The 25,194-nt window shown below is 73.4% G+C and carries 16 protein-coding genes and 5 pseudogenes; 13 read left to right on the top strand and 8 right to left on the bottom strand.

Going from position 1 to position 25,194, the window contains the following annotated elements:
• Positions 1 to 6: 6 nt before the first annotated feature.
• From EAO71_RS14360 to EAO71_RS38790, 5 genes and pseudogenes are all read right to left on the bottom strand, one after another.
• Positions 7 to 960, bottom strand: a complete 954-nt coding sequence (locus EAO71_RS14360) for a cation diffusion facilitator family transporter (RefSeq protein WP_147978094.1) — start codon at positions 958 to 960, stop codon at positions 7 to 9.
• Positions 961 to 983: 23 nt separating this feature from the next.
• Entirely contained in the window at positions 984 to 1,844 is an 861-nt protein-coding gene (gene tesB / locus EAO71_RS14355) for an acyl-CoA thioesterase II (protein ID WP_147978093.1), read from the bottom strand.
• Entirely contained in the window at positions 1,845 to 3,002 is a 1,158-nt protein-coding gene (locus tag EAO71_RS14350; RefSeq protein WP_147978092.1) for an acyl-CoA dehydrogenase family protein, read from the bottom strand.
• 127 nt (positions 3,003 to 3,129) lie between these two features.
• Positions 3,130 to 4,737 carry a PucR family transcriptional regulator ligand-binding domain-containing protein gene (locus tag EAO71_RS14345; RefSeq protein WP_147978091.1) on the bottom strand — a complete coding sequence of 536 codons (1,608 nt, stop codon included), beginning with the start codon at positions 4,735 to 4,737 and terminating at the stop codon, positions 3,130 to 3,132.
• A 34-nt stretch (positions 4,738 to 4,771) separates the two neighbouring features.
• Positions 4,772 to 5,068, bottom strand: a pseudogene (locus EAO71_RS38790) (sodium:solute symporter family transporter); the annotation flags it as partial.
• A gap of 227 nt (positions 5,069 to 5,295) precedes the next feature.
• Between EAO71_RS38790 and EAO71_RS14335 the strand changes: the two are divergent.
• From EAO71_RS14335 to EAO71_RS14300, 8 genes and pseudogenes are all read left to right on the top strand, one after another.
• Positions 5,296 to 6,511: pseudogene (locus EAO71_RS14335) on the top strand (sodium:solute symporter family transporter).
• Between the two features lie 62 nt (positions 6,512 to 6,573).
• Positions 6,574 to 7,569, top strand: coding sequence for an agmatinase (speB, locus tag EAO71_RS14330; protein WP_147978090.1), 996 nt, complete (start codon positions 6,574 to 6,576; stop codon positions 7,567 to 7,569).
• 162 nt (positions 7,570 to 7,731) lie between these two features.
• Positions 7,732 to 7,929, top strand: a pseudogene (locus tag EAO71_RS14325) (arginase family protein); the annotation flags it as partial.
• A gap of 152 nt (positions 7,930 to 8,081) precedes the next feature.
• The gene (locus EAO71_RS14320; protein ID WP_147978089.1) at positions 8,082 to 9,764 is read left to right on the top strand and encodes a thiamine pyrophosphate-binding protein; all 1,683 of its coding nucleotides are present in this window, start codon (positions 8,082 to 8,084) and stop codon (positions 9,762 to 9,764) included.
• Between the two features lie 92 nt (positions 9,765 to 9,856).
• Positions 9,857 to 13,630 (top strand): ABC transporter ATP-binding protein, encoded by a 3,774-nt coding sequence (locus EAO71_RS14315; protein WP_410093971.1) that lies wholly within the window; start codon positions 9,857 to 9,859, stop codon positions 13,628 to 13,630.
• Positions 13,631 to 13,700: 70 nt separating this feature from the next.
• A complete protein-coding gene (locus EAO71_RS14310) occupies positions 13,701 to 14,078 on the top strand; it encodes a hypothetical protein (RefSeq protein ID WP_147978087.1) in 378 nt (125 codons plus the stop codon).
• A gap of 184 nt (positions 14,079 to 14,262) precedes the next feature.
• Positions 14,263 to 14,670 (top strand): hypothetical protein, encoded by a 408-nt coding sequence (locus tag EAO71_RS14305; RefSeq protein WP_410093970.1) that lies wholly within the window; start codon positions 14,263 to 14,265, stop codon positions 14,668 to 14,670.
• Positions 14,671 to 14,757: 87 nt separating this feature from the next.
• Positions 14,758 to 16,212 carry an alpha/beta hydrolase family protein gene (locus EAO71_RS14300; RefSeq protein ID WP_147978086.1) on the top strand — a complete coding sequence of 485 codons (1,455 nt, stop codon included), beginning with the start codon at positions 14,758 to 14,760 and terminating at the stop codon, positions 16,210 to 16,212.
• 105 nt (positions 16,213 to 16,317) lie between these two features.
• Here the strand turns inward: EAO71_RS14300 and EAO71_RS14295 are convergent, their stop codons facing one another.
• Together EAO71_RS14295 and EAO71_RS14290 are read right to left on the bottom strand one after the other, a co-directional pair.
• Complete coding sequence (locus EAO71_RS14295) at positions 16,318 to 18,168, bottom strand: glycoside hydrolase family 3 protein (protein WP_147978085.1); 1,851 nt, start codon at positions 18,166 to 18,168, stop codon at positions 16,318 to 16,320.
• Between the two features lie 269 nt (positions 18,169 to 18,437).
• Complete coding sequence (locus EAO71_RS14290) at positions 18,438 to 19,349, bottom strand: LysR family transcriptional regulator (protein ID WP_147978084.1); 912 nt, start codon at positions 19,347 to 19,349, stop codon at positions 18,438 to 18,440.
• Positions 19,350 to 19,459: 110 nt separating this feature from the next.
• On the opposite strand from EAO71_RS14290, the gene EAO71_RS14285 reads away from it, so the two are divergent.
• Together EAO71_RS14285 and EAO71_RS14280 are read left to right on the top strand one after the other, a co-directional pair.
• A complete protein-coding gene (locus EAO71_RS14285; protein WP_147978083.1) occupies positions 19,460 to 20,497 on the top strand; it encodes an EamA family transporter in 1,038 nt (345 codons plus the stop codon).
• A pseudogene (locus EAO71_RS14280) lies at positions 20,472 to 21,020 on the top strand (AAA family ATPase); the annotation flags it as partial. The gene EAO71_RS14285 and the pseudogene EAO71_RS14280, both read left to right, overlap by 26 nt.
• Before the next feature lie 43 nt (positions 21,021 to 21,063).
• Here the strand turns inward: EAO71_RS14280 and EAO71_RS14275 are convergent.
• Positions 21,064 to 22,113: pseudogene (locus tag EAO71_RS14275) on the bottom strand (LacI family DNA-binding transcriptional regulator); the annotation flags it as partial.
• Positions 22,114 to 22,248: 135 nt separating this feature from the next.
• On the opposite strand from EAO71_RS14275, the gene EAO71_RS14270 reads away from it, so the two are divergent.
• The 3 genes from EAO71_RS14270 to EAO71_RS14260 form a co-directional block, all read left to right on the top strand.
• On the top strand, positions 22,249 to 23,400 hold the full coding sequence (locus tag EAO71_RS14270) for a Gfo/Idh/MocA family protein (protein ID WP_147978082.1): 1,152 nt from the start codon (positions 22,249 to 22,251) through the stop codon (positions 23,398 to 23,400).
• The gene (locus tag EAO71_RS14265) at positions 23,397 to 24,566 is read left to right on the top strand and encodes a dihydrodipicolinate synthase family protein (RefSeq protein WP_147978081.1); all 1,170 of its coding nucleotides are present in this window, start codon (positions 23,397 to 23,399) and stop codon (positions 24,564 to 24,566) included. The genes EAO71_RS14270 and EAO71_RS14265 overlap by 4 nt, the downstream gene beginning before the upstream one ends.
• A gap of 29 nt (positions 24,567 to 24,595) precedes the next feature.
• The coding region (locus tag EAO71_RS14260) for a sugar phosphate isomerase/epimerase family protein (RefSeq protein WP_147979291.1) at positions 24,596 to 25,194 on the top strand (599 nt) is incomplete at its 3' end.

Below are 25,194 nucleotides of genomic sequence, written 5' to 3'. Positions count from 1 at the left end.
CGGACGTCAGCCGCCGTCCCCGGGGCCGCCCGCCGCGCGGCGGGTCACCCCCGGGGTCGGGTCCAGATGCACCCGTGCGATCGACGGCATGCGCTCCCGGAGCTGCTCCTCGGCCTCCTCGCAGGCCCACTCGACCTGCGCGGCCGAGGCCACGTCCCGGAAGTCGACCTTCGCCGCGATCAGGACCTCGTCCGGGCCCTGGATGAGGGTGGTCAGCTCCAGGACACCGATGATGTGCGGCACCGAGAGAAGCTCCTCCCGGACCGCCTCGCGCATCGGGCGCGGCAGCGGGCGGCCGATCAGCAGCGCCGCGTTGGAGCGGCCGAGTTCCCAGGCCACGTACACCAGCAGGGCGCCGATGAGGATCGAGGCGACCCCGTCCCACACGCCCGAGCCGGTGATCTCGCCGCCGAGCAGGCCGCCCGCCGCCAGCATCAGTCCGGCGAGCGCGGCGGAGTCCTCCATCACCACGGCCTTCACGGTGGTGTCCGGAGTCAGCCGCAGATAGCGGCCCAGGGGTGCCCGCGCCGCCGCCGCCTCGCCCCTGGCCTGCCGCAGCGCGGTCCGCAGCGAGAAGCCCTCCAGGACGAAGGCGACGCCGAGCACGATGTAGGAGGCGAGCGGATCGCCCAGGTCCTCGCCGTGGGTGAGGGTGTGGACGCCGTCGTAGACGGAGAAGACCGCGCCGCCGACGAAGGTGGCGACGGCGGCGAGCAGGGCCCAGACGTACCGCTCGCCGGAGTGGCCGAGCGGATGGTCCTCGTCGGCCGGCTTCGCGCTCCGTCTGAGCGCCGCCAGCAGCATCACCTCGGTGACCGTGTCGGCGACCGAGTGGGCGGCCTCGGAGAGCATCGCGCTCGATCCGCTGATCACGCCGGCGATGGCCTTGGCGGCGGCGATCCCGAGGTTCGCCGCCGCCGCCACGATCACCGTGAAGACACTCTCGCCCTGTTCCGCCATGCACCGGACGGTACGTCCGGCCGTCAGCGCGGAACGCGAACGACACCCTCCTGGATGACCGAGATGGCCAGCTTCCCGTCCTGCGTGTAGATCCGGGCCTGGCCGAGCCCGCGCCCGCCCGAGGCGGACGGCGACTCCTGGTCGTACAGCAGCCACTCGTCGGCGCGGAAGGGCCGGTGGAACCACATCGCGTGGTCCAGCGAGGCCCCCACCACGTCGCCGACCGCCCAGCCGCCCCGCCCGTGGGCGAGGAGCACCGAGTCGAGCAGCGTCATGTCGGAGACGTAGGTGGCCAGGCAGACGTGCAGCAGCGGGTCGTCGGCCAGTTTGCCGTTGGTGCGGAACCACACCTGCGAGCGCGGCTCGCGCGGCTCCCCGACACTGCCCCACGGGGGCACGTCGGCGTACCGCAGGTCCACCGCGGCCCGCGCGTCGACCAGCCGCTGGGCGACGTGCGCGGGCAGATGGCGCGGCAGCATCTCCGCGGCCGTCGGCAGGGTCTCCGGGTCCGGCGCGGCCGGCATGTCGTACTGGTGCTCCAGCCCCTCCTCGTACGCCTGGAACGACGCGGAGAGGTGGAAGATCGGCTGCCCGTGCTGGACGGCCACCACCCGGCGGGTGGTGAAGGAACGGCCGTCACGGATGCGGTCGACCGTGTAGACGATCGGCGCGCCCGGGTCCCCGGCCCGCAGGAAGTAGGCGTGCAGGGAGTGGGCGAGCCGGTCCTCGGGGACGGTCCGCCCGGCCGCCACCAGCGCCTGGGCGGCCACCTGGCCGCCGAAGACGCGGGGGACGACGGCCGAGCGGGACTGGCCCCGGAAGAAGTTCTGCTCGATCTGCTCCAGGTCGAGCAGATCGAGCAGAGCGTCGAGAGCCTCGGGCACTTAGAGACCCATCGACTTGGCGATGATCGACTTCATGATCTCGCTGGTGCCGCCGTAGATGCGGTTGACGCGGTTGTCGGCGTACAGGCGGGCGATCGGGTACTCGTTCATGTAGCCGTAGCCGCCGTGCAGCTGGAGGCAGCGGTCGATCACGCGGTGCGCGACCTCGGTGCAGAAGAGCTTGGCGCTCGCGGCCTCGGCCGGGGTCAGCTCGCCCGCGTCCAGGGCCTCCAGGGCGCGGTCGGCGACGGCCTCGGCGGCGTCCACCTCTGCCTTGCAGGCGGCCAGTTCGAACTTGGTGTTCTGGAAGTGGGCGACCGGCTTGCCGAAGACGGTGCGCTCCTGCACGTACTGCTGGGCGAACCGGACGGCGGCCTTGGCCTGCGCGTACGCGCCGAAGGCGATGCCCCAGCGCTCGGAGGCGAGGTTGTGGCCGAGGTACGAGAAGCCCTTGCCCTCCTCGCCGAGCAGGTCCTCGACCGGCACCTTCACGTCGACGAACGCCAGCTCGGCGGTGTCGGAGGTGCGCAGGCCGAGCTTGTCCAGCTTGCGGCCGATGGAGTAGCCCTCGGACTTGGTGTCCACGGCGAACAGGGAGATGCCGAAGCGGCGGTCCTGCTCGGTGGGGGCCGAGGTGCGGGCGCAGACGATCACACGGTCGGCGTGCACGCCGCCGGTGATGAAGGTCTTGGCGCCGTTGAGGACGTAGTGCGTGCCGTCCTCGGAGAGCTTGGCCGTGGTCTTCATGCCCGCGACGTCGGAGCCGGTGCCCGGCTCGGTCATCGCCAGCGCCCACATCTCCTCGCCGGAGACGAACTTCGGCAGGTAGCGCTTCTTCTGCTCGTCGGTGGCGAGCATCTTGATGTAGGGGAGGGCGAGCAGCACGTGCACGCCGGAGCCGCCGAACTGCACGCCGGCGCGCGCGGTCTCCTCGTAGAGGACGCCCTCGAACTTGTGGGTGTCCAGGCCCGCGCCGCCGAACTCCTCGGGGACGTTGATGCCGAAGATGCCCAGCTCGCCGAGCTTGGCGTAGAAGTCGCGCGGCGCCTGGCCCGCGGCGAACCACTCGTCGTAGACGGGGACGACCTCGGCCTCGATGAAGGCGCGGATGGTCTCCCGGAACGCCTCGTGGTCCTCGTCGAATACGGTACGGCGCACGGTACGACTCCTCCGGTGTGCGGGCCATGGCTAAGCGCTTGCTCAGTAGCGTGACAGCAAAGTTACCCAGCAGTTCGCGCCGGTGTCCAGAGGCGGACCCCCGAGGTCGTTCATCTCACAACGGACCTCAGCGGGAACGCAGGGCGAACCACAGCTCCATCCGCACGTCCGCGTCGTCCAGATCGAGTTCCAGGAGCGCGGCGCAGCGCGCGACGCGCTGCCGGACGGTGTTGCGGTGGATCTCCATCGCCACGGCCGTCCGGTCCCAACTGCCGTGCAGCGACAGCCAGGTGCGCAGCGTCTCGGCCAGCGGGTCCGAGAGCGGGGCCAGCAGGGCGCGGGCGTACGAGGCCGCCTCCGCCCGGTCCACCAGCGCGCCGAGGCCCGCCGGCCGGTGCCGTGCCAGCGGCACCCGCGCGGCCTCCGCCCGCCGGACCGCCCGTGCCGCCTGCGCGTCGGCGACCGCCAGCTCCGCCGCGCCGACGGGCGCGCTCGCCCCGAGCACCCATCCCGGCTGCGGCTCGACCTCCTGCCCGGCGGGCAGCAGCAGCCGGACGTCCGGGTGCCGGGCCGCCGGGGCGGGGGAGGCGCCGGACGGTGCGGGGGCGCCGGCGCCGCCGGCCTCCCGGCGGGGGGATGCCCCGGGGGAGTCGGTCGCCGGGTCGCCTCCGGCCCTCCGCCGGGACGCGGCGCCGTCCCCCGCCGCCGTCGTGTCCCCCGCGTCCCCGGCGTCCATCAGCGGCGTGCCCAGGGCCGCCGCCAGGGACGCCGCGGCGAAGGGGGTGCCGTCGCCGCCGCGGGCGTGGACCACCGTCCAGGGTCCGGCGCCCAGCGCCGCGGTCGCCTCGGCCGGGTCCGCGCCGAGCAGCAGCCGTACCAGGGCCGCGTCCCGCGCCGCGACGCCGGCGCCGCGGTGCGGCGCGGTCAGCAGGGAGAGCAGGACGACCGCGACGCCGGCGATCGTGTGGTCGCCGGGCTCGCGTCCCTCGGTCGCGACGCCCAGCGTGAGCCCGTCGGCGCCGCCCAGCGCGTAGGCGGCGAGACGCCAGCCCTCCGCGTCCCCGCCCGCGGAGGCGGGCGCGCCGGCCGTGGCGGCCCGCCGCTCGGCGCCCGCGCGGGCGACCGCCCGTCCCGCGCCCTTCCCCGGGTCCGGCCGCGGCGGGCCGACCACGCGCGCCAGCTCGCGCAGCGCCCGCGTGGCCCCCGCCGGGATCGGCCGCCCCGCCGCGGCGTCCGCGGCGCCCTCCGCGGTGAACAGGACCGCCCGCCCGCCGAGCCGGGAGGCCAGCGCCGCGAGCACCGCCGGAACCGGCGCCGGCCGGGCCGCCGCCGTCGCCAGGGACTGCTGTGCCTCGGTCACCCGGCGCAGCTCGCGGTGGCGCGCCTCGGCCATCAGCCGCCACACCGCCCGGGCCACCGCCGTGAACGGCGTCTCCGGCGGGACCTCCAGGAGCGGCAGCCCGTACCGCTCGCAGGCCGCGACGACCTCCGCGGGCACCGTGTCGTACACCGGGGCGACGCCGAATCCCAGGGCCGCAGCCCCCGCCTCGACCATCCGCGCCACGTAGCGCACGGGATCGGTCAGCTGCACGCCCGCCGTCATCAGCAGCTCGCCGCCGAGCAGATAGGGATAGGGGTCGGACATCTCCGAGGTGTGGACCCAGTGGATCGAGACGTCCTCGGGGCCGGCGAGCAGCCGCAGGCCGAGGTCGCGGCGTCCGAGCAGGGACGTCAGGGCGACCGGCGGGGCCGGGGAGACCGGCGGCGGGGGTGAAGACCCGCTGCCAGATGTCCTGGCCGATGAGCATGCCGAAGGTGTAGATCAGCACGTAGGTGAAGATCGTCTCGCCGCCGATGCCGAGCGGCGCGAAGTACTCGGTGGGCAGCTGGGCCTTCATCTCGGCGAAGCCGCCGGCCTTCACCACCGCGATCGGCAGCAGCAGGATCAGCACGCCGATCGTCTTCACCACGAACTGCACCATGTCGGTGAGCGTGATCGACCACATGCCGCCGAGCGTCGAGTACGCGACGACGATGGCGCCGCCCAGGACGATCGCCACGGTGCGGACATGGCCGTGGATCCTTCGTACATCCGAGGGGCGGGCGATGGAGGAAACGTACACTTCATCGTCGCTTTCCGGCCACCTACTGTCGTGCCATCCACAGGCCGCGGGTACGGGCGGATGTCCCCGTGATCAGCCTCTGGTCAGCCCCTCGGGCCTTCGAGGAATTCGAGGTCACGAGGTCTCCCCGCACGACACGCCACCGAGGTGAACGAAGGAGGGCCCGCCCCATGGCCGTCGACTACTCAGTGATCGTCCTGTACTTGGCCGGCATGCTCGCGATGGGCTGGTGGGGCATGCGCCGCGCCAGGTCGAAGAGCGAGTTCCTGGTGGCGGGCCGCCGGCTCGGGCCCTGGATGTACTCCGGGACCATGGCAGCCATCGTCCTCGGCGGCGCCTCCACCATCGGCCCGCACCGTGGCGATCGTCCTGGGCGGCGCCATCGTCGTCGCGTACTCGACGCTCGGCGGCATGTGGTCGATCACGCTCACCGACATGGTGCAGTTCGTGGTGAAGACGATCGGCGTGCTGATCCTGCTGCTGCCGATCGCGGTGGTGAAGGCCGGCGGCTTCGCCGAGATGAAGGCCCAGCTGCCCACCGAGTACTTCGCGCCGCTCGGCATCGGCGGCGAGACGATCTTCACCTACGTGCTGATCTACACCTTCGGCATGCTCATCGGCCAGGACATCTGGCAGCGGGTCTTCACCGCCCGCACCGACAAGGTGGCCCGGTGGGGCGGCACCGTCGCCGGCACGTACTGCCTGCTGTACGCCCTCGCCGGCGCGGTCATCGGCACGGCGGCCAAGGTGCTCTACCCGAACCTGCCCAGCGCCGACGACGCCTTCGCCACCATCGTCAAGGACGAGCTCCCGATGGGCGTGCGCGGACTGGTGCTCGCCGCCGCCCTCGCCGCCGTCATGTCGACCTCCTCCGGTGCGCTGATCGCCTGCGCCACCGTCGCCAACAACGACATCTGGTCGCGGCTGCGCGGCGTGGTCGCGGACCGCGGGGAGGACCACGACGAGGTGAAGGGCAACCGCGTCTTCATCCTGGTCATGGGCGTCGCCGTGATCGGTATCGCGATCGCCCTCAACGACGTCGTCCAGGCGCTGACCGTCGCGTACAACCTGCTGGTCGGCGGCCTGCTCGTGCCGATCCTCGGCGGCCTGCTGTGGCGCCGCGGCACCGTGCAGGGCGCACTGGCCGCGGTCGCCGTCGGCGGGCTGTCGGTCATTGGCCTGATGTGGTCTTACGGAATCTTGGCAAATGAGCCTGTTTACTATGGATTGTTGGCATCGCTTGCCGCCTATGTGATCGTTTCCCTGGCGACCCGCCCGACGGACGCCGCCGTGCTCGCCCACTGGCGCGCCCGGCTGGCGGGCCAGGACCCGGACACGGCCGAGCACACGGAGCCGGAGACCGTACCGGCGCCCGTGACCGGCTGACCCACGAACCACCGGACGCGATCAGTCCGGACGTCATACCCACCCCTCAGGAGGACCCGACCATGAGCAGCAGCGACCAGAGCGCCTTCCGCGGCCCGATCGACTCGTCCCGCATCCCGCGGTACGCCGGTCCCGCGACGTTCGCCCGGCTGCCGCGACTCGACGAGGTCGGCACCGCCGACGTCGCCGTGGTCGGCGTCCCCTTCGACAGCGGCGTCTCCTACCGCCCCGGCGCCCGCTTCGGCGGCAACGCGATCCGCGAGGCGTCCCGCCTGCTCCGCCCGTACAACCCGGCGCAGGACGCCTCGCCGTTCGCCCTGGCGCAGGTCGCCGACGCCGGCGACATCGCCGCCAACCCCTTCAACATCAACGAGGCGGTCGAGACCGTCGAGGCCGCCGCCGACGAGCTGCTCGGCACCGGGGCGCGCATGATGACCCTGGGCGGCGACCACACCATCGCGCTGCCGCTGCTGCGCTCGGTCGCCAAGAAGCACGGCCCGGTCGCGCTCCTGCACTTCGACGCGCACCTCGACACCTGGGACACGTACTTCGGCGCCGAGTACACCCACGGCACGCCGTTCCGCCGCGCCGTGGAGGAGGGCATCCTCGACACCGAGGCGCTGTCCCACGTCGGCACCCGCGGCCCGCTCTACGGCAAGCAGGACCTCACCGACGACGAGAAGATGGGCTTCGGCATCGTCACCTCGGCGGACATCTACCGCCGCGGCGCCGACGAGGTCGCCGACCAGCTCCGCCAGCGCATCGGGAACCGCCCGCTGTACATCTCCATCGACATCGACTGCCTGGACCCGGCGCATGCGCCCGGCACCGGCACCCCCGAGGCGGGCGGCATGACCTCCCGCGAGCTGCTGGAGATCCTGCGCGGCCTGTCCTCCTGCAACCTGGTCTCGGCCGACGTCGTCGAGGTCGCCCCCGCGTACGACCACGCCGAGATCACCGCCGTCGCCGCCTCGCACACCGCGTACGAGCTGACGACGATCATGTCCCGCCAGATCGCCGCGAGCCGCGCCGCCGGCGAGGACCAGGCCGCGCGCTAGGGCACGCGCCAGGCGTCGCGCGGCAGCCCAGAGGGAAGGTCGCCGACGTGGCGCCGGTGGGGGCGCGGTGTCCGGTGCCGTGCCTCGGCAGGGCGGCGGACGTCCGCGTACCGACGTACGTACGCGGGCGCTTCGACGCCGCCCGGGCCCCGAACCGCCGCCCCGGCCGCCCGCTTCGGCGGCAACGCGATCCGCGAGGCGTCCCGCCTGCTCCGCCCGTACAACCCGGCGCAGGACGCCTCGCCGTTCGCCCTGGCGCAGTCGCCGACGCCGGCGACATCGCCGCCAACCCCTTCAACATCAACGAGGCGGTCGAGACCGTCGAGGCCCGCCGCCGACGAGCTGCTCGGCAGCCCCGCCCCGCGCGGGCCGGCGGACCGGGCGGGCCGCCACGCGACCGCCCGCCGCACCCGGGGCGCGCCCCCCGCCGCGGGACCCGGCATCGTGGGTGCGCGGCCGCCTCGCCCGCCCACGCGCCACACCGACCGACCACGCCACCCCGAGGGGATGTCATGACCCACGACCACGACCTCGTGCTGCGGCCCACCGCCGCGCAGACCGAGGCCGCGCTCAACCCGCCCGCCGGGCGGAACGGCGGCGACCTCGTCGTCGAGACCCTCTCCGGCCTCGGCGCGACCACGGTCTTCGGCCTGCCCGGGCAGCACGCGCTCGGCATGTTCGACGCACTGCGCCGCTCCTCGCTGAGCTACGTGGGGCTGCGCGTGGAGAACAACGCGGGCTTCGCCGCCGACGCGTACGGCCGGATCACCGGCGAGGCGGCCCCGCTGCTGCTCTCCACCGGTCCCGGCGCGCTGATGTCGCTGGCCGCGCTCCAGGAGGCCGCCGCGGCCTCCGCCCCCGTCCTGGCGATCGGCTCCCAGGTCCCCGTCGCGGGACTCGGCGGCGGCCGCCACGGCTACCTGCACGAGCTGCGCGACCAGCAGGCGTCCTTCCGTGACGTCGTGAAGTCCGTGCACACCGTCCGTACGCAGTCGCAGATCCCCTCCGCGATCGCGGCGGCCTGGGAGTCGGCGCTGACCGCCCCGCACGGGCCGGTGTGGGTGGAGATCCCGCAGGACGTGCTGCTCGCCGAGACGACCCTGCCGGTCGTCACGGCGATGGACGCGACGCCGGAGGAGGTCGTGCCCCGGCCCGAGCTGACGGCGGTGGCGGCCCACCTGCTGGCGCACGCCGAACGCCCCGCGATCATCGCCGGCGGCGGCGTCGTGCGCGCCGACGCCTCCGGCAAGCTGCTCGCGCTCGCCGAGCGGATCGGCGCGCCCGTGGTCACCACCTTCGGCGGCAAGGGCGCCTTCCCCTGGGAGCACCCGCTCTCGCTCCAGTCCTGGCTGGAGGACCGGCACACCACCGACTTCCTGGAGGACGCGGACGTCCTGCTCGTGGTCGGCTCCGGCCTCGGTGAGCTGTCCTCGAACTACCACACCTTCGCCCCGCGCGGCCGGGTGATCCAGATCGAGGCCGACGCCGGGAAGCTCGAGTCCAACCACCCCGCCCTGGGCATCCACGCGGACGCGCGGCTCGGCCTCTCGGCGCTCCTGGAGACCGTGCCGGAGCGCACCGACCCCGACGCGCCCGCGCGGGTGGCCACCGTCCTGGCCAGGGTCCGGGACCGGATCGCCGCCCAGGACCTCGGCCTGGAGCAGCGGATCGTCGCCTCGGTCCGCGAGGCGCTGCCGGACACGTCCCCGAGCTTCTGGGACATGACGATCCTGGCCTACTGGGCCTGGTCCGCCTTCGACGCCCGCCACCCGAACACCATGCACTCCGCCCAGGGCGCCGGCGGCCTCGGCTACGGCTTCCCGGCGGCGCTCGGCGCGGCGGCGGCCGACCCGACCCGCCCGGTCCTCGCGGTCTCCGGCGACGGCGGCGCGATGTACTCGATCGCGGAACTGGCGACGGCGAAGCAGTACGGCTCCGACGTGACCTGGCTGATCGTCGACGACGGCGGCTACGGCATCCTGCGCGAGTACATGACGGACGCCTTCGGCGAGGCCACGGCCACGGAGCTGGCCCGCCCGGACTTCGTCGCCCTCGCGGAGTCCTTCGGCGTCCCCGCGGTCCGCACGACGCCCGAGTCGCTGACGTCGGACCTCGCGAAGGCCCTGGCGACGCCGGGACCGTCGGTCGTGGTCCTGCCGGCGCTGCTCCGGATGTTCGAGCCGACACACCTGTGACGGGAGCGGCGCCCCGGCGCCGTTCCCGGCCCCGACCGGTCCGTGGACCTAGGTCCACGGACCGGTCTTCACCCCCGCTTTGTTGCGGCGGGATGAAATCACCGGCCGCCCGCGTTGGTGCCTTCCGGCAGACCAGGACGAACGGGAGGCGCCACGTGGCGGCGGTGGGGCACAAAGAGCAGGGCTGGGCGCGCAGACTGACCGGATACGCGTGGCGGTACCGCGCGAACGTGGTGCTCGCGCTCGGTTCCTCGCTGCTCGGCATGGCCGTGCTGGCCCTCGTACCGCTCATCACCAAGGTGATCATCGACGACGTGGTCGGCGAGGGCACCCGCTCCCTCGCCGTCTGGACCGGGCTCCTGCTGGGTTCCGCCGTCCTCGTCTACCTCCTCACCTACGTCCGCCGGTACTACGGCGGCCGCCTCGCCCTCGACGTCCAGCACGACCTCCGCACGGACATGTACGGGACGATCACCCGGCTCGACGGCCGCCGCCAGGACGAGCTGTCCACCGGCCAGGTCGTCGGCCGCGCCACCAGCGACCTCCAGCTGATCCAGGGCCTGCTCTTCATGCTCCCGATGACCATCGGGAACTTCCTGCTCTTCCTCATCTCCCTGGTCGTGATGGCCTGGCTGTCGCTCCCGCTCACCCTCGTCGCGCTCGCCGTCGCCCCCGCCCTCTGGTTCATCGCCCGGCGCAGCCGCACCCGCCTGCACCCCGCCACCTGGTACGCGCAGGCCCAGGCCGCCACCGTCGCCGGAGTCGTCGACGGATCCGTCACCGGCGTCCGGGTGGTCAAGGGCTTCGGCCAGGAGGAGCAGGAGACCGGCAAGATCCGCGACGCCAGCCGCAAGCTCTTCGCCGGCCGGCTGCGCACGATCCGGCTGAACGCCCGGTACACCCCGGCGCTCCAGGCCGTCCCCGCCTTCGGCCAGGTCGCCGTCCTCGCCCTCGGTGGCTGGCTCGCCACCCGCGGCCAGATCACCCTCGGCACCTTCGTCGCCTTCTCCTCCTACCTCGCCCAGCTCGTCGGCCCGGTCCGCATGCTCGCCATGGTCCTCACCGTCGGCCAGCAGGCCCGCGCCGGCGTCGAGCGCGTGCTGGAGCTCATCGACACCGAGCCCACGCTGCGGGACGGCACGAAGGAGCTCCCGGCGGACGCCGAGGCCACGGTCGAGTTCGACGACGTGAGCTTCGCGTACGAGGACGGCCGGCCCGTCCTCGACGGCTTCTCCCTGGAGATCCGCTCGGGCGAGACCGTCGCCGTGGTCGGCGCCTCCGGCAGCGGCAAGTCCACCGTCTCGCTCCTCCTGCCGCGCTTCTACGACGTCACCCGCGGCGCCGTCCTCGTCGGCGGCCACGACGTCCGTGAACTCACCCTCGACTCGTTGCGCGCCGCGATCGGGCTGGTGCCGGAGGACAGCTTCCTGTTCTCCGACACGGTGCGCGCCAACATCGCGTACGGCCATCCGGACGCCACCCAGGAACAGATCGAGGCGGCCGCCCGCGCCGCCCAGGCGGACCGCTTCATCGCCGAGCTGCCCCACGGCTACGACACCAAGGTCGGCGAGCACGGCCTCACCCTCTCCGGCGGGCAGCGCCAGCGCGTCGCGCTGGCCCGCGCGATCCTCACCGACCCGCGGCTGCTCCTGCTCGACGACGCCACCTCCGCGGTCGACGCCCGCGTCGAGCACGAGATCCACGAGGCCCTGGCCTCGGTGATGGCGGGCCGCACCACCCTCCTCATCGCCCACCGCCGCTCCACCCTCGGCCTCGCCGACCGGATCGCCGTCATCGACGAAGGCCGGCTCGCCGACCTCGGCACCCACGAGGAGCTCGAGAAGCGCTCCGCGCTCTACCGGAAGCTGCTCACCGACCCCGACGAGCTCGGCGGCGTCTCGCCCGGCCGGCTCACCCCCGTCGAGATCCCCGAGGACCGCACGCTCCGCGAGGAGATGGACGCCGAGTTCGACGTCGAGCGCGGCATCACCACCGCCCTGTGGATCCGTGAGGAGGAGGCCGAGGAGGCCGCCGCGCCCGGCGCCACCCCCGAGCTGCTCGCCGCCGTCGAGGCGCTCCCGCCGGCCACCGACACCCCCGACATCGACGAGGCCCGCGCCGTCACCCCCGAGGACTCCTACGGGCTGCGCCGGCTGCTGCGCGGCTTCGGACTGCCGCTGCTCCTCAGCCTCGGTCTGGTCGCCGTCGACGCCGGCATGGGCCTGCTGCTGCCGGTGCTGATCCGCCACGGCATCGACGACGGGGTCAACCGGCTCGCCCTGGGTGCCGTCTGGGCCGCCTCCGCGCTCGCCCTGCTGACCGTCCTCGTCCAGTGGGTCGCGCAGACCGCCGAGATCCGGATGACCGGCCGCACCGGCGAGCGGGTCCTCTACGCCCTGCGGCTGAAGATCTTCGCCCAGCTCCAGCGTCTCGGCCTCGACTACTACGAACGCGAGCTGACCGGCCGGATCATGACCCGGATGACCACGGACGTGGACGCGCTGTCCACGTTCCTGCAGACGGGTCTGGTCACCGCCTTCGTCTCCGTCGTCACCTTCTTCGGGATCATGGGCGCGCTGCTCGCGCTCGACCTCCAGCTCGCCCTCGTCGTCTTCGCGACGCTGCCCGTCCTCGCCGTCGGCACGTACTTCTTCCGCCGCTCCAGCGTGAAGGCGTACGAGCTCGCCCGGGAGCGGATCAGCGTCGTCAACGCCGACCTGCAGGAGTCCGTCTCCGGACTGCGGATCGTGCAGGCGTTCCGCCGCGAGCGCGACGGCGTGGCCCGCTTCACCGAACGCAGCGACGACTACCGCGACGCACGGGTCCGCGGCCAGTGGCTGATCTCGGTCTACTTCCCGTTCGTCACCCTGCTGTCCTCCGTCGCCGCCGCGGCCGTCATGATCGTCGGCGCGAACCGCATCGAGGCGGGCACCCTGACCACCGGCGCGCTGGTCGCCTACCTGCTCTACATCGACCTGTTCTTCGCGCCGGTGCAGCAGCTCTCCCAGGTCTTCGACGGCTACCAGCAGGCCACCGTCTCACTGGGGCGGATGCAGGAGCTGCTCCGCGAGCCGACCTCCACGGCCGCGGCCGACGAACCCCTCGACGTGCTCTCGCTGCGCGGCGAGATCGCCTTCGAGGACGTCTCCTTCGCCTACGGCGACGAGGAGGAGGCCCTGACCGGGATCGACCTGCGCATCCCGGCCGGCCAGACCGTCGCCTTCGTCGGCGAGACCGGTGCCGGCAAGTCCACGCTGGTCAAGCTGGTCGCCCGGTTCTACGACCCGACCGGCGGCCGGGTCACCGCCGACGGCACCGACCTGCGGGACCTGGACCTCACCTCGTACCGCCACCGGCTCGGGGTCGTGCCGCAGGAGGCCTACCTCTTCGCCGGCACGGTCCGCGACGCGATCGCCTACGGCCGCCCCGACGCGACCGACGCCCAGGTCGAGGCCGCGGCCCGCGCGGTCGGCGCGCACGACATGATCGCGACCCTGGACGGCGGCTACCTCCACGAGGTCGCCGAGCGGGGCCGCAACCTCTCGGCCGGGCAGCGCCAGCTGATCGCGCTGGCCCGCGCGGAACTGGTCGACCCGGACGTACTGCTCCTGGACGAGGCGACGGCGGCACTCGACCTGGCCACCGAGGCGCAGGTCAACCAGGCCACCGACCGCCTCGTGGGCCGCCGCACGACCCTGGTCGTCGCCCACCGCCTCACCACGGCCGCCCGTGCCGACCGGGTCGTCGTCATGGCCGACGGCAAGGTGGCCGAGGACGGCACGCACGACGAACTGCTGGCCCGCGGCGGCATGTACGCGGAGCTGTGGCGGACCTTCATCGGCGAGGAGGAGCCGGAGCGGGTGTGAGTACCCGTACCCGGGGATCTGAGTAGGCCGGCGCATGCCGGCCGCCCCGTGCACGGGATGGAATCGGCCCATGAGCACCGAGCGCTCCGCCTCCGTCCCCGACCACGCCCCGGCCGGCGCCGCCCCGTCGGCCCCCTCGGCCGAGGCCGTCCGCCTGCGCACCCGGTCCCTCTGGGCCGGCCTGCTGCTGATCCCCGCGACGGTCCTCGCCGGCATCCTGGCCCTCGCCTCCGAGAACGCCGGCCGCTGCGTCGGCTACCGCGTGGGCTGCTCCACGACCCCGCCGTGGTTCTACCTGGCGACCCTGGCGGTGGCCGCCGCGGCCTGGATCCACGCCCTGTGCACCCCGGACACCGCACCCCCCGCCGCGTCCCGCAAGGCCGCGTTCTGGACCCTGATCGGCGCGGAGTGCGTCTTCCTGCTGCTCGTCCTCACCTCGACGGGCTAGGCGTCTTGAGCCGGTCTTGCCGGGCTCCCGGCCCGATCGGCAAGACGCCCCCTGGAACCGGTCTTCAGAGTGGCGCCGGCGGGGCTCGAGCCCCGGAGGCCGGCCGCCGGCCGACACCGGAGGCAACCGACTGGGGCTCCCGTGCGTCGTACGCACGTACGGCACAGAGGTGGGAGGGATACACGTGTTCGGTGAGACGAGAGTGGGAGCGCGCGGTGTGCGGCTGCTCGGGCAGGTGACGGCGGTCCTGCTCACCGCGGGCGGGCTGGTTCTCGGAGGGCCCGGTGCCGCGTCCGCGGAGGCCGCCTCCGTGTGCAGCGGGCGGCCCACCAAGACCGTGCCCTTCGCCACCGGCGAACTGCGCCTCTACAAGACCCGGCAGTACGTCTGCGCCCTGACCGTCGCCAAGCGCCCCGGCGCGCGGCGCGCGATGGCCGTCTCGCTCCAGCCGCGGGGCGGCCGACCCGTCGTCGACAGCGGACGGTTCAGCCGCCAGGCCGGGCCCGTCACGGTGCACGCGCTCAACCGCTGCGTCCGGGCCTCGGGCACCGTCGCCGGGCGTACGGTGTCGACCGGGTGGATCCTGTGTTGAAGCATAGGTAAGGGCCAACTGGGTCTGGCGGCACACACGTTCGCCCCGCTAGGTTCGCGACACCGTTGTGAATCATGGGGAGGGTGAATGCGCAAGTCGCTGAGATGGCTGCTGTCGCTCACGGTGCTCATAGGCACCGTCGGGACGACCGGCGCGGCTACCGCCGCGGAGCCGGCCACCGGCGCGTCCGGCGTCACGACCGCCGGCACGTCCGCCACCACGGACATCAAGGACCGCATCCTGGCGATCCCCGGGATGACCCTGATCGAGGAGAAGCCCTACGCCGGCTACCGCTACTTCGTCCTGAACTACGAGCAGCCGATCGACCACCACCGCCCCTGGGCGGGCACGTTCCAGCAGCGGATCTCGGTCCTCCACAAGGACTCGGACCGCCCCACGGTCTTCCGCACCAGCGGCTACTCGCTGAGCACCACCCCCAGCCGGAGCGAGCCGACCCGGATCATCGACGGCAACCAGGTCTCCATGGAGTACCGGTTCTTCACGCCGTCCCGGCCGCAGCCCGCCGACTGGAGCAAGCTGGACATCTGGCAGGCCGCCAGCGACCAGCACCGCATCTTCACCGCCCTGAAGACGATCTACGGGAAGAAGTGGCTCTCCACCGGCGCCTCCAAGGGCGGCATGACGGCGACGTACTACGAGCGCTTCTACCCGCGTGACATGGACGGTGTCGTCGCCTACGTGGCGCCCAACGACGTGGTCAACAACGAGGACTCCGCGTACGACCGCTTCTTCGCGAACGTCGGGACGAAGGAGTGCCGCGACCGCCTCAACGCGATGCAGCGCGAGGCGCTCGTCCGCCGCGCGCCGCTGGAGGAGAAGTACAAGGCGTGGGCGGCCTCGGAAGGCGCCACCTTCAACACCGTCGGCTCCCTCGACAAGGCGTACGAGGCCGTCGTCCTCGACTTCGTCTGGGGCTTCTGGCAGTACTACGGCCAGGACGTCTGCGACCAGATCCCGGACGCCGCCACGGCCACCGACGACACGGTGTACGAGACGATCGACGCCTACTCCGGCTTCTCGGCGTACACCGACCAGGGCCTGGAGGCGTACACCCCGTACTACTACCAGGCGGCGACCGAGCTCGGCTCGCCCACCATCGAGCAGCCGCACCTCAAGGGCCTGAGCCGCTACGGCTACCAGCCGGCCCGGAACTTCGTGCCGCGTGAGATCCCGATGAAGTTCAAGCCGTGGGTCATGCGGGACGTCGACGACTGGGTCCGCAAGAACGCGAACCGGATGCTGTTCGTCTACGGCGGCAACGACCCCTGGGGTGCCGAACCGTTCCACCTCGGCAAGGGCACGCGCGACAGCTACGTCTACTACGCGCCGGGCGCCAACCACGGTGCCACCGTCGCCGCGCTCGTCGAGGCCGAGCGGACGAAGGCCACCGCCCGCATCCTGGCCTGGGCCGGAGTCGATGCCCAGGCGACCGCCGCGGCCCGGCCGCTGGCCCGCTTCGACGCCCGCCTCGACACGGTGGACGACGAGCAGCTGAACCGGGAGCACGGCCTCCGGCCGTAACCCCCGGCATCGAACGACGCGTGGCCGGAACCCCTCGGGGGTCCGGCCACGCGGTCGTTCATGGCCGGTGTCCCGCCGGACCGGCCCGGCGGGACACCCGCCGGGTCACCGGTACGACAGGCCGAAGCCGACGGGGTGCAGCACCCGGGTCGGGTCGTCCGCCCGCTGCACGGGCACGGGCAGCCGCCCCCGCGGCCGCGCCCGGCCCGCCAGGACCCTTACGGCCGCCCGCAGTTCGACGTCGGTCCAGGAGTACGTGGCGACGGTCGCGCGCTGGCCGGCGAGCTGGGCGATGTCGTACGGGTTGCGGATCGCGACCGTGACCACGGGGACGCCGGTCGCGGCGAGCCGGGAGACGAGGGTCCGCTGGGGGCTGGTCGCGGTCACGTTGTAGGTGCCGACGACGACCACGTCCTTGCCGGCCGCCGCGGCCACCGCCTCGTCGATCTTCGCCGCGGTCGGCGTGATTCCGGTGGACAACGCCGTCGCGGTGTAGCCGAGTTCGGTGAAGGCCGTGGCCAGGGTGGTGGTCGGCGGCCCGGTCGTCCCGGACGGCGAGGCCGGATCGGCGCCCACGACCAGGACGTCGCCGTGACTCCGGCGGGAGAGCGGCAGCAGCCCGCCCTCGTTGAGGAGCAGGGTGGTGGTCTCCTCGGCGATGCGGTCGGCGTGCGCGAGGTGGGACGGGATGCCGACCGTGCGGTCCACGCCCGCCCGGCTCACGTAGGGCTCCTCGAAGAGTCCCAGCTTCGCCTTGAGGCGCAGGATCCGCAGGATCGACTCGTCGAGCCGTGCCTCGGTGAGCTCGCCGCCCTTGACCGCGTCGAGCACGGCGTTCCAGGCGACGTCCAGCTTCGGCGGGTTGAGCAGCTGGTCGACGCCGGCCTTCAGCGCCAGGACCGGGACCCGCGCGTCGCCGTACTTGGTCCGGACGCCCTCCATGCCGAGCGCGTCCGTCACGACGACGCCGTCGTAGCCGAGCTGCCCGCGCAGGATCCCGGTCAGGATCGGGTGCGAGAGCGTCGCGGGGTCCTCGCTCGGGTCGAGCGCGGGCACGACGATGTGCGCGGTCATGATCGAGTCGATCCCGGCGGCGATCGCGGCGCGGAACGGCGGGGCGTCGAGCTCGGACCACTGCTCGCGGGTGTGGGTGATGGTCGGCAGGCCGTAGTGGCTGTCCACGGCCGTGTCGCCGTGGCCGGGGAAGTGCTTGGACGTCGCCGCGACTCCGGCTCGCTGGTAGCCCTTCACCTGGGCCGCGACCAGTCCTGCGACGGCCTGCGGGTCGGAGCCGAAGGAGCGGACGCCGATGACGGGGTTGGCGGGGTTGACGTTGACGTCGGCGACCGGGGCGTAGTTCTGCCGGATGCCGACGGCGGCCAGCTCCGCGCCCGCGATCCGGGCGGCGCGGCGGGCGTCGGAGTGGGAGCCTCCGGCGCCGAGCGCCATCGCACCGGGGAGGAGGGTGGCGGGCTCGCCGACCCGGCAGACGATGCCGTGCTCCTGGTCGGTGGAGATCAGCAGGGGGAGGGGGGTCCGCTGGGCGAGGCCGGCCCGCTGGATGCCGTTGGAGAGCTCGGCGATCTGGTGCGGGTCGCGGGTGTTGTGCGTCCAGGCGAAGTAGATGATCCCGCCGACGTGGTACCGGTCGACCAGCTCGGCGGCGGTGCGGACGCCGATCTCCGCGAGGTTGGCGTCGATGTCGGCCTGGTCGGGGGCGGTGGCGGAATGGCCGAACACCCGCATGACGAAGAGCTGGCCGACCTTCTCCTCCAGCGACATGCCGGAGATGAGGCGGCGCAGCCGGGCGTCGGGGAGGCCGGCCCCCGGGCGGGAGTCGGATCCGGAGTCCGTCCCGGCGTGGGCGAGCGGGGCGGTCACGCCGGTGACGGCCGCCGCGGCAGCGGCGGCGGTGACGGTGAGGAGGGTGCGTCTGGAGGTGGCGCGGTGGTGCACTGATGCTCCTTCCGGCCGTGCAATGGTGAAGGAAACTTCCAAGGTGCCACGGATAGCCCGAAAGTAACTGCCAGGTCAAGGATCTGCGCAAGAAACGCGTCGCGTGGTGCGTCCACGGGCCTCGCGCGCCGGGCCTGCTGTGGGCGGGAGTGCGCGGGTGCGTACGGGTTCGTGCGCACGGGTCGGCGCGTCCACGGGCACGGGTGGGGGTCACCGGAGGAAGCCCCGGCAGGTCGGTACCGGCCGTGCGGGATGGAGGTGAGCCGGGGTCAGATCGCGGCCGCGACCGACGGCCAGAGCTCCTGGAGCGTGCGGACCGTCTCGGTGATGGCCGGGCGGCGGGCCGCGCCCGTACGCCACAGGGCCCGCAGCCGACGGGTCGGGACCGGGTCCAGCCGGACCGGGGTCACCTCCGGCGGCAGGGCCCCGCGGCCCAGCCGCGGCACGAGCGCGACCCCGAGCCCGGCCGCGACGAGCGCGACCTGGGTGTGGTTCTCCTCGGCCTGGTGGACGATGTGCGGCTCGTACCCGGTGGACCGCAGCGTCCGCATCAGCCAGTCGTGGCACACGGTCCCCGGCGGCTGCGAGATCCACCGCTCGCCCGCCAGCTCCTCCCGCCGCACCGACGCCCGCTCGGACAGCGGATGCGCGCGCGGGACCAGCACGTCGCACAGGTCGTCGCCGATCACCGCCTGCTCCACGCCCGGCGGGGTCGGCATCGGCGCGATGTCCCAGTCGTGGGCGACGGCCAGGTCGATCACCCCTCGCGCCACCAGCTCGATCGACACGTGCGGGTCGACCTCGGTGAGCCGGGCGTCCAGCGAGGGATGGCGCCGGGCCAGCTCGGCGAGCGCCCGTGGCATCAGACCGCGCGCCGCGCTCGCGAAGCAGCCGATCGCCAGCCGTCCGGCGGGCAGCCCGCGCCGCTCCTCGAGCCGTACCTCCGCCTCCTCGACGAGGGACAGCAACTGTTCCGCCGTGGCGACCAGTTGGTGCGCTTCGTCGGTCAGCCGGATGCCACGGCCCTGGCGTTCGAGGAGGGTGGTGCGGGTCTCCCGTTCCAGCTTGGCGATCTGCTGGGAGACCGCGGACGGCGTGTAGCCGAGGGCGGCGGCCGCACCGCCCACCGTCCCGTGGACGGAGACGGCGTGCAGCGCCCGCAGGCGTCCGAGATCCAGCACGATGCCTCCTCGGCGACGGTACGGCGACAGGTGGGATGAAGCGCTGCTTCATCCAACCATGAAGGGATCCGTGCTGGTGCTACACGGTCGGGGGCGGCGATGCTCGACCCATGCGACCCGCCCACATCGCCCTGGCCGCGCTCGTCGCCGCCGTCTGGGGTGTCAACTTCGTCGTCGTCGAGATCGGCCTCGGCCACTTCCCCCCGCTGCTCTTCTCGGCCCTCCGCTTCCTCGTCGCCGCGCTGCCCGCCGTGTTCCTGGTCGGCCGCCCCAAGGCGGCCTGGAAGTGGATCGTGGGCGTCGGACTCGTCCTCGGCGTGGCCAAGTTCGGCCTGCTCTTCACCGGCATGGACCTGGGCGCCCCGGCCGGGCTCTCCTCGCTGGTCCTGCAGATCCAGGCGGTGTTCACGGCCCTCTTCGCCTTCGTCGCGCTCGGCGAGCGGCCGGGGCGGACGAAGCTGGTCGGCATGGCGGTCGCGCTGGCCGGCATCGGGGTGGCCGCGGTCGACGAAGACGCCTCGGGACCCCTCGCCGGCTTCGCGTTCTGCGTCGCCGCGGCGGCCTGCTGGGGCGTGTCCAACGTGCTCACCCGCAAGGCCGCCCCGCCCGACGCCCTCAACTTCATGGTCTGGGTCAGCACCGTCCCCGTCCTGCCGCTGCTCGCCCTGTCCCTCGTCCTGGAGGGGCCTGAACGGGACCTCGCGGCGCTGCGCGGCCTGGACTGGGCCGGGGCCGGCGTCGTCCTCTACGTCGCCTGGGTCACCACGATCTTCGGCTTCGGCGCCTGGGGATGGCTGCTCCGGCGGCACCCGGCGTCGTCGGTCGCACCGTTCTCCCTGCTGGTGCCGGTCTTCGGGATGTCCTCGGCGGCCCTCTTCCTGGGCGAGGGCGTCAGTCCGCTGCGCTGGTGCGCCGCGGCGCTGCTGGTCGGGGGAGTGGCGCTGACGTCCCTCGCGCCCGCCGAGGCGGCCCCGGCCCCGTCCGCCACCGCGCCGGCGATGCCGCCCCCCGTCGTGGCGGCCGCCGCGGCCGGTGCCGGGCAGCTCCCCTCCGGAGCGGCGGCGCGGGAGCCCGCCGGGGCACCCGAGGGCGCCGACCAAGATCCGGATATCGTCCTGTGGCATGGAACTCGTGCCGATCGACCGTGACCCCGCGCCCGCGACCGTCCTGCTCAGCGGCATCCCCGGCAGCGGCAAGTCGACCGTGGCCGCGGCCCTCGCCGCGCGCTTCGCGCGGTCCGCGCACATCGAGGTCGACCGACTCCAGGACCTCATCGTCCGGGGCTGCCACTGGCCGACCCCGGACGGCGACCCGGAGGCCGACCGCCAGATCTTCCTGCGGGCCCGCAACGCCTGCCTGCTCGCGGACAGTTTCACCTCGGCCGGCTTCCTGCCGGTGATCGACGACGTGGTCGTCCGCCGGAGCCACCTGGACTTCTACCGCGCCACTCTGCGGCACCGTCCCTTCCACGTCGTCTTCCTCGCCCCGGGCCCGGCGACGGCGTGGGAGCGCAACAACGCGCGCGACAAGCGCCTGACGACCGACTGGGCGCCGCTGGACGAGGTGATGCGGGCGGAGCTGTCGGGCGACGGCGTCTGGATCGACAACGCCCGGCAGTCGGTGGAGGAGACCGTCGACGCGGTCCTCGCGGCGACGGGGCTGACCCCCGCCGGTGACGGGGTCCCGAGCGCGCGGCCCGTTCCCGCGCGCCCGTCGCCGGCGGCGCCGTCGAGTCGCGCACCATCAGTTCGCCCGGCACCGTCGCGATGCCGCCCGCCGGGGGCTCCTCCGTGCCCATCGCCAGGCGGCCGGCTCGGGCCCCCGCCTCGTSCAGCGGCAGCCGTACGGTCGTCAGCGCCGGCACCGCGTCCACCGAGAACGGGAGGTCGTCGAAGCCCGCCACCGACACGTCCCCCGGAATGCTCAGACCGCGGTCCCGCAGCGCCGCGCACGCACCCAGCGCCACCGTGTCGTTCGCCGCCACGATCGCCGTCAGCGACCCGTCCCTGCGCAGGAGTTCGAGCGTGGCGTCGTAGCCCGCGCGGCGGTCGTACGGGCCGTGCACCGTCAGCTCCTCCTGGCCCCCCGACAACCCCGCCGCGGCCATCGCGTCCCGGTGGCCCTCCAGCCGGTGCCGGGTCGTCGTCCGGTTCGCGGGCCCGGCCACGTAGCCGATCCGCCGGTGCCCGAGGGACAGCAGGTGCTCGGTCAGCCGCCGTGCCCCCGCCCGGTTGTCGAAGGTGAGCGCCGCCAGGGCGGCGTCCCCCGCCACCGGCGGCCGCCCGCACAGCACGACCCGGGTCCCCGCGTCCGCGAGCCGCGCCAGCTTGGCCGCCGTCGCCGCCAGATGATCGGGGTCCTCCAGGGAGCCGCCGGTCAGGATGACCGCCGCGGCCCGCTGGCGCTGGAGCAGGGTCAGATAGGTGAGTTCGCGTTCCGGGGAGCCGCCGGTGTTGCAGACCACGGCCAGCTTCTCGCCGCCCGCCCGCCCCGACGCGCCCTCGCCGATGGCGCTCTGCGCCGCACCCGCCATGATCCCGAAGAACGGGTCGGCGATGTCGTTGACCAGGATGCCGACCAGGTCCGAGGTGGCGGCGGCGAGTGAACTCGCCGGTCCGTTGAGGACGTAGTCCAGCTCGTCCACGGCACGCAGCACCCGCTCCCGCGTCGACGCGGCGACCGGGTAGTTGCCGTTCAGGACACGGGAGACGGTGGCCGGGGACACCCGCGCCCGCGCAGCCACATCCGCCAGCGTGACGGTCATCGCGTTCCTCCGAGGTGACGGGGGCCGACCCCTTGTCCGGCGTGTTGTCGGCAGGCTAGCGTCATTGTCAGTAGAAAGCGCTTTCTATCAGCAGTGCGGACAGCGCTGATCCGTCGTGGGTGGAGGGAAGACTTCGTGACACGCAGGACAGTCCGGATCGCCATGAACGGCGTCACCGGACGGATGGGATACCGCCAGCACCTCGTCCGCTCGATCCTCGCCCTGCGCGAGCAGGGCGGACTCGACCTCGGCAACGGCGAGACCCTCTGGCCGGAGCCCGTCCTGGTCGGCCGCCGCGAGCACGCACTGCGTACGCTCGCCGAGCGGCACGGCCTGACCGAGTGGTCCACCGACCTCGACGCCGTACTCGCGGACGAGACCGTCGACGTCTACTTCGACGCCCAGGTCACCTCCGCCCGTGTCGAGGCGATACGCAAGGCGATCGCGGCCGGCAAGCACATCTACACCGAGAAGCCCACGGCCGCCGACCTGGCGGGCGCGCTGGACCTGGCCCGCCTCGCCGAGGCCGCCGGCGTCCGGCACGGCGTCGTCCAGGACAAGCTCTTCCTGCCCGGCCTGCTCAAGCTGAAGCGCCTCGTCGACGGCGGGTTCTTCGGCGAGATCCTGTCCGTCCGCGGGGAGTTCGGCTACTGGGTCTTCGAGGGCGACTGGCAGGACGCCCAGCGGCCGAGCTGGAACTACCGGGCCGAGGACGGCGGCGGCATCGTCGTCGACATGTTCCCGCACTGGGAGTACGTGCTCCACGAGCTGTTCGGCCGGGTCACCTCCGTCGCCGCGCACGTCGCCACCCACGTCCCGCGACGCTGGGACGAGCAGGGCAAGCCGTACGAGGCGACCGCCGACGACGCGGCCTACGGGATCTTCCAGCTGGAGGGCGGTGCGGTCGCCCAGATCAACTCCTCCTGGACGGTCCGCGTCCACCGCGACGAGCTGGTCGAGTTCCAGGTCGACGGCACCCACGGCTCCGCCGTCGCCGGCCTGCGCGGCTGCCGTGTCCAGCACCGCTCGGCCACCCCCAAGCCGGTCTGGAACCCGGACATCCCGGCCGGCGAGTCCTTCCGCGACCAGTGGCAGGAGGTCCCGGACAACACCGAGTTCGACAACGGCTTCAAGGCGCAGTGGGAGCTGTTCCTGCGGCACGTGGTGCTCGGCGAGGAGTACCACTGGGACCTGCTGGCCGGCGCGCGCGGGGTGCAGCTCGCCGAGCTGGGCCTGCGGTCGGCCGCCGAGGGCCGCCGCCTCGACGTGCCCGAGGTCGCCCTGTGATCCGCCTGCCCCAGGCCGGGGGAGGGGTCCGGGAGTACACCCCGCGTCCCGCCGCCGCCCGCCCCGCCGCGGGCGGCGCCCTGGCCTCCCGTACGGTCTTCTCCGCCGCGCACGTGGTCGCCGACCCGTACGCCGACACCAGCCCCGACGGGCCCGCCGCCGTGGACTGGGACGCCACCCTCGCCTTCCGCCGCCACCTCTGGTCCCACGGCCTCGGCGWCGCCGAGGCGATGGACACCGCGCAGCGCGGCATGGGCCTGGACTGGGCCGGGGCGGCGGAACTGATCCGGCGCTCGGCCGCCGAGGCGAAGGCGGTCGGCGGCCGGATCGCCTGCGGCGTCGGCACGGACCAGCTCGCCGGCGGCGGCCTGCCCGTCGGTCCCGCCGGCCTCGCGGCCGTCCGGTCCGCGTACGAGGAGCAGCTCGCCCTCGTCGAGGAGACCGGCTCGCAGGCCGTCCTCATGGCCTCCCGCGCCCTGGCGGCCACGGCCCGGAGTGCCGAGGACTACCTCGACACCTACACGCGGCTGCTCCGGCAGTCCGCCGAGCCGGTGATCCTGCACTGGCTCGGGCCGATGTTCGACCCGGCGCTCGACGGCTACTGGGGCTCGGCCGATCTCGACACCGCGACCGAGACCTTCCTGGAGGTCGTCAAGGCGCACCCCGACAAGGTCGACGGCATCAAGGTCTCCCTCCTCGACGCCCGGCGCGAGGTCGACCTGCGCCGCCGCCTGCCGGAGGGGGTCCGCTGCTACACGGGCGACGACTTCCACTATCCGGAGCTGATCGCCGGCGACGAAGCGGGCTTCAGCCACGCCCTGCTCGGCATCTTCGACCCGCTCGGCCCGCTCGCGGCCGAGGCGGTCCGGGTCCTCGACACCGGCGACGTGCGGGGCTTCCGGGAACTCCTGGACCCGACGGTGGAGTTGTCGCGGCACCTGTTCCGGGCGCCGACCCGCTTCTACAAGACGGGCGTGGTCCTCCTCGCCTGGCTGGCCGGTCACCAGGACCACTTCGCGATGGTCGGCGGTCTGCAGTCCGCCCGGTCGCTCCCGCACCTCGCCAGGGCGTACGAACTGGCCGACGGACTCGGCCTGTTCCCCGATCCCGAGCGGGCGGAGGCCCGGATGGCGTCCCTGCTCACGGTGTACGGAGTACCGCGGTGAACGACCTCTCCCGTTTCGGGATCAACCAGATGACGGTGAAGCAGCTCTCCCTGCCCGAACTCGTCGAGCACTGCGTACGGCTGGGGATCCCGGGCGTCGGACTGTGGCGCGAGCCGGTCCGGTCGTACGGGGTCGAGGCCACCGCCGCGCTGCTGCGGGACGCCGGGCTCGGGGTCACCACCCTCTGCCGGGGCGGCTTCTTCACGACGGCCGGCGACCTGGACGACAACCGCGCCGCGATCGACGAGGCCGCGGCGCTCGGCACGGACACCCTCGTGCTGGTCTCGGGCGGTCTCGCCCCCGGGGGCCGCGACCTGGCGGACGCCCGGTCCCGCATCACCGAGGCGATCGCGGAGCTCGCCCCGTACGCGGGGGAGCGGGGTGTCCGCCTGGCCATCGAGGCGCTGCACCCGATGTACGCCTCCGACCGCTGCGCGGTGTCCACCCTGGACCAGGCCCTGGAGATCGCGGAGCACTTCCCCGCGACACAGGTCGGCGTGGTCGTCGACACGTACCACGTGTGGTGGGACGACCGGGCTCCGGCGGCGGTGGAGCCGTGGGTGCCGTCGACCTGGAACTCGACCAGCTCGTCGCGGTGGACGCGGACCGTCCAGGAGGAGTTGATCTG

The organism is Streptomyces sp. MS191, assembly GCF_008042125.1.
Lineage (GTDB): Bacteria > Actinomycetota > Actinomycetes > Streptomycetales > Streptomycetaceae > Streptomyces.
The sequence above is the reverse complement of the archived record's forward strand: the minus strand, read 5'-3'. Positions and strand labels throughout refer to the sequence as shown.

Excerpts from the sequence above, each read along its gene's own strand:
- EAO71_RS14315 (WP_410093971.1), top strand. The coding sequence starts at position 9,857 with ATGAAATCACCGGCCGCCCGCGTTGGTGCCTTCCGGCAGACCAGGACG.
- EAO71_RS14360 (WP_147978094.1), bottom strand. The coding sequence starts at position 960 with ATGGCGGAACAGGGCGAGAGTGTCTTCACGGTGATCGTGGCGGCGGCG.
- EAO71_RS14320 (WP_147978089.1), top strand. The coding sequence starts at position 8,082 with ATGACCCACGACCACGACCTCGTGCTGCGGCCCACCGCCGCGCAGACC.
- EAO71_RS14310 (WP_147978087.1), top strand. The coding sequence starts at position 13,701 with ATGAGCACCGAGCGCTCCGCCTCCGTCCCCGACCACGCCCCGGCCGGC.
- EAO71_RS14285 (WP_147978083.1), top strand. The coding sequence starts at position 19,460 with ATGCGACCCGCCCACATCGCCCTGGCCGCGCTCGTCGCCGCCGTCTGG.
- speB (WP_147978090.1), top strand. The coding sequence starts at position 6,574 with ATGAGCAGCAGCGACCAGAGCGCCTTCCGCGGCCCGATCGACTCGTCC.
- EAO71_RS14300 (WP_147978086.1), top strand. The coding sequence starts at position 14,758 with ATGCGCAAGTCGCTGAGATGGCTGCTGTCGCTCACGGTGCTCATAGGC.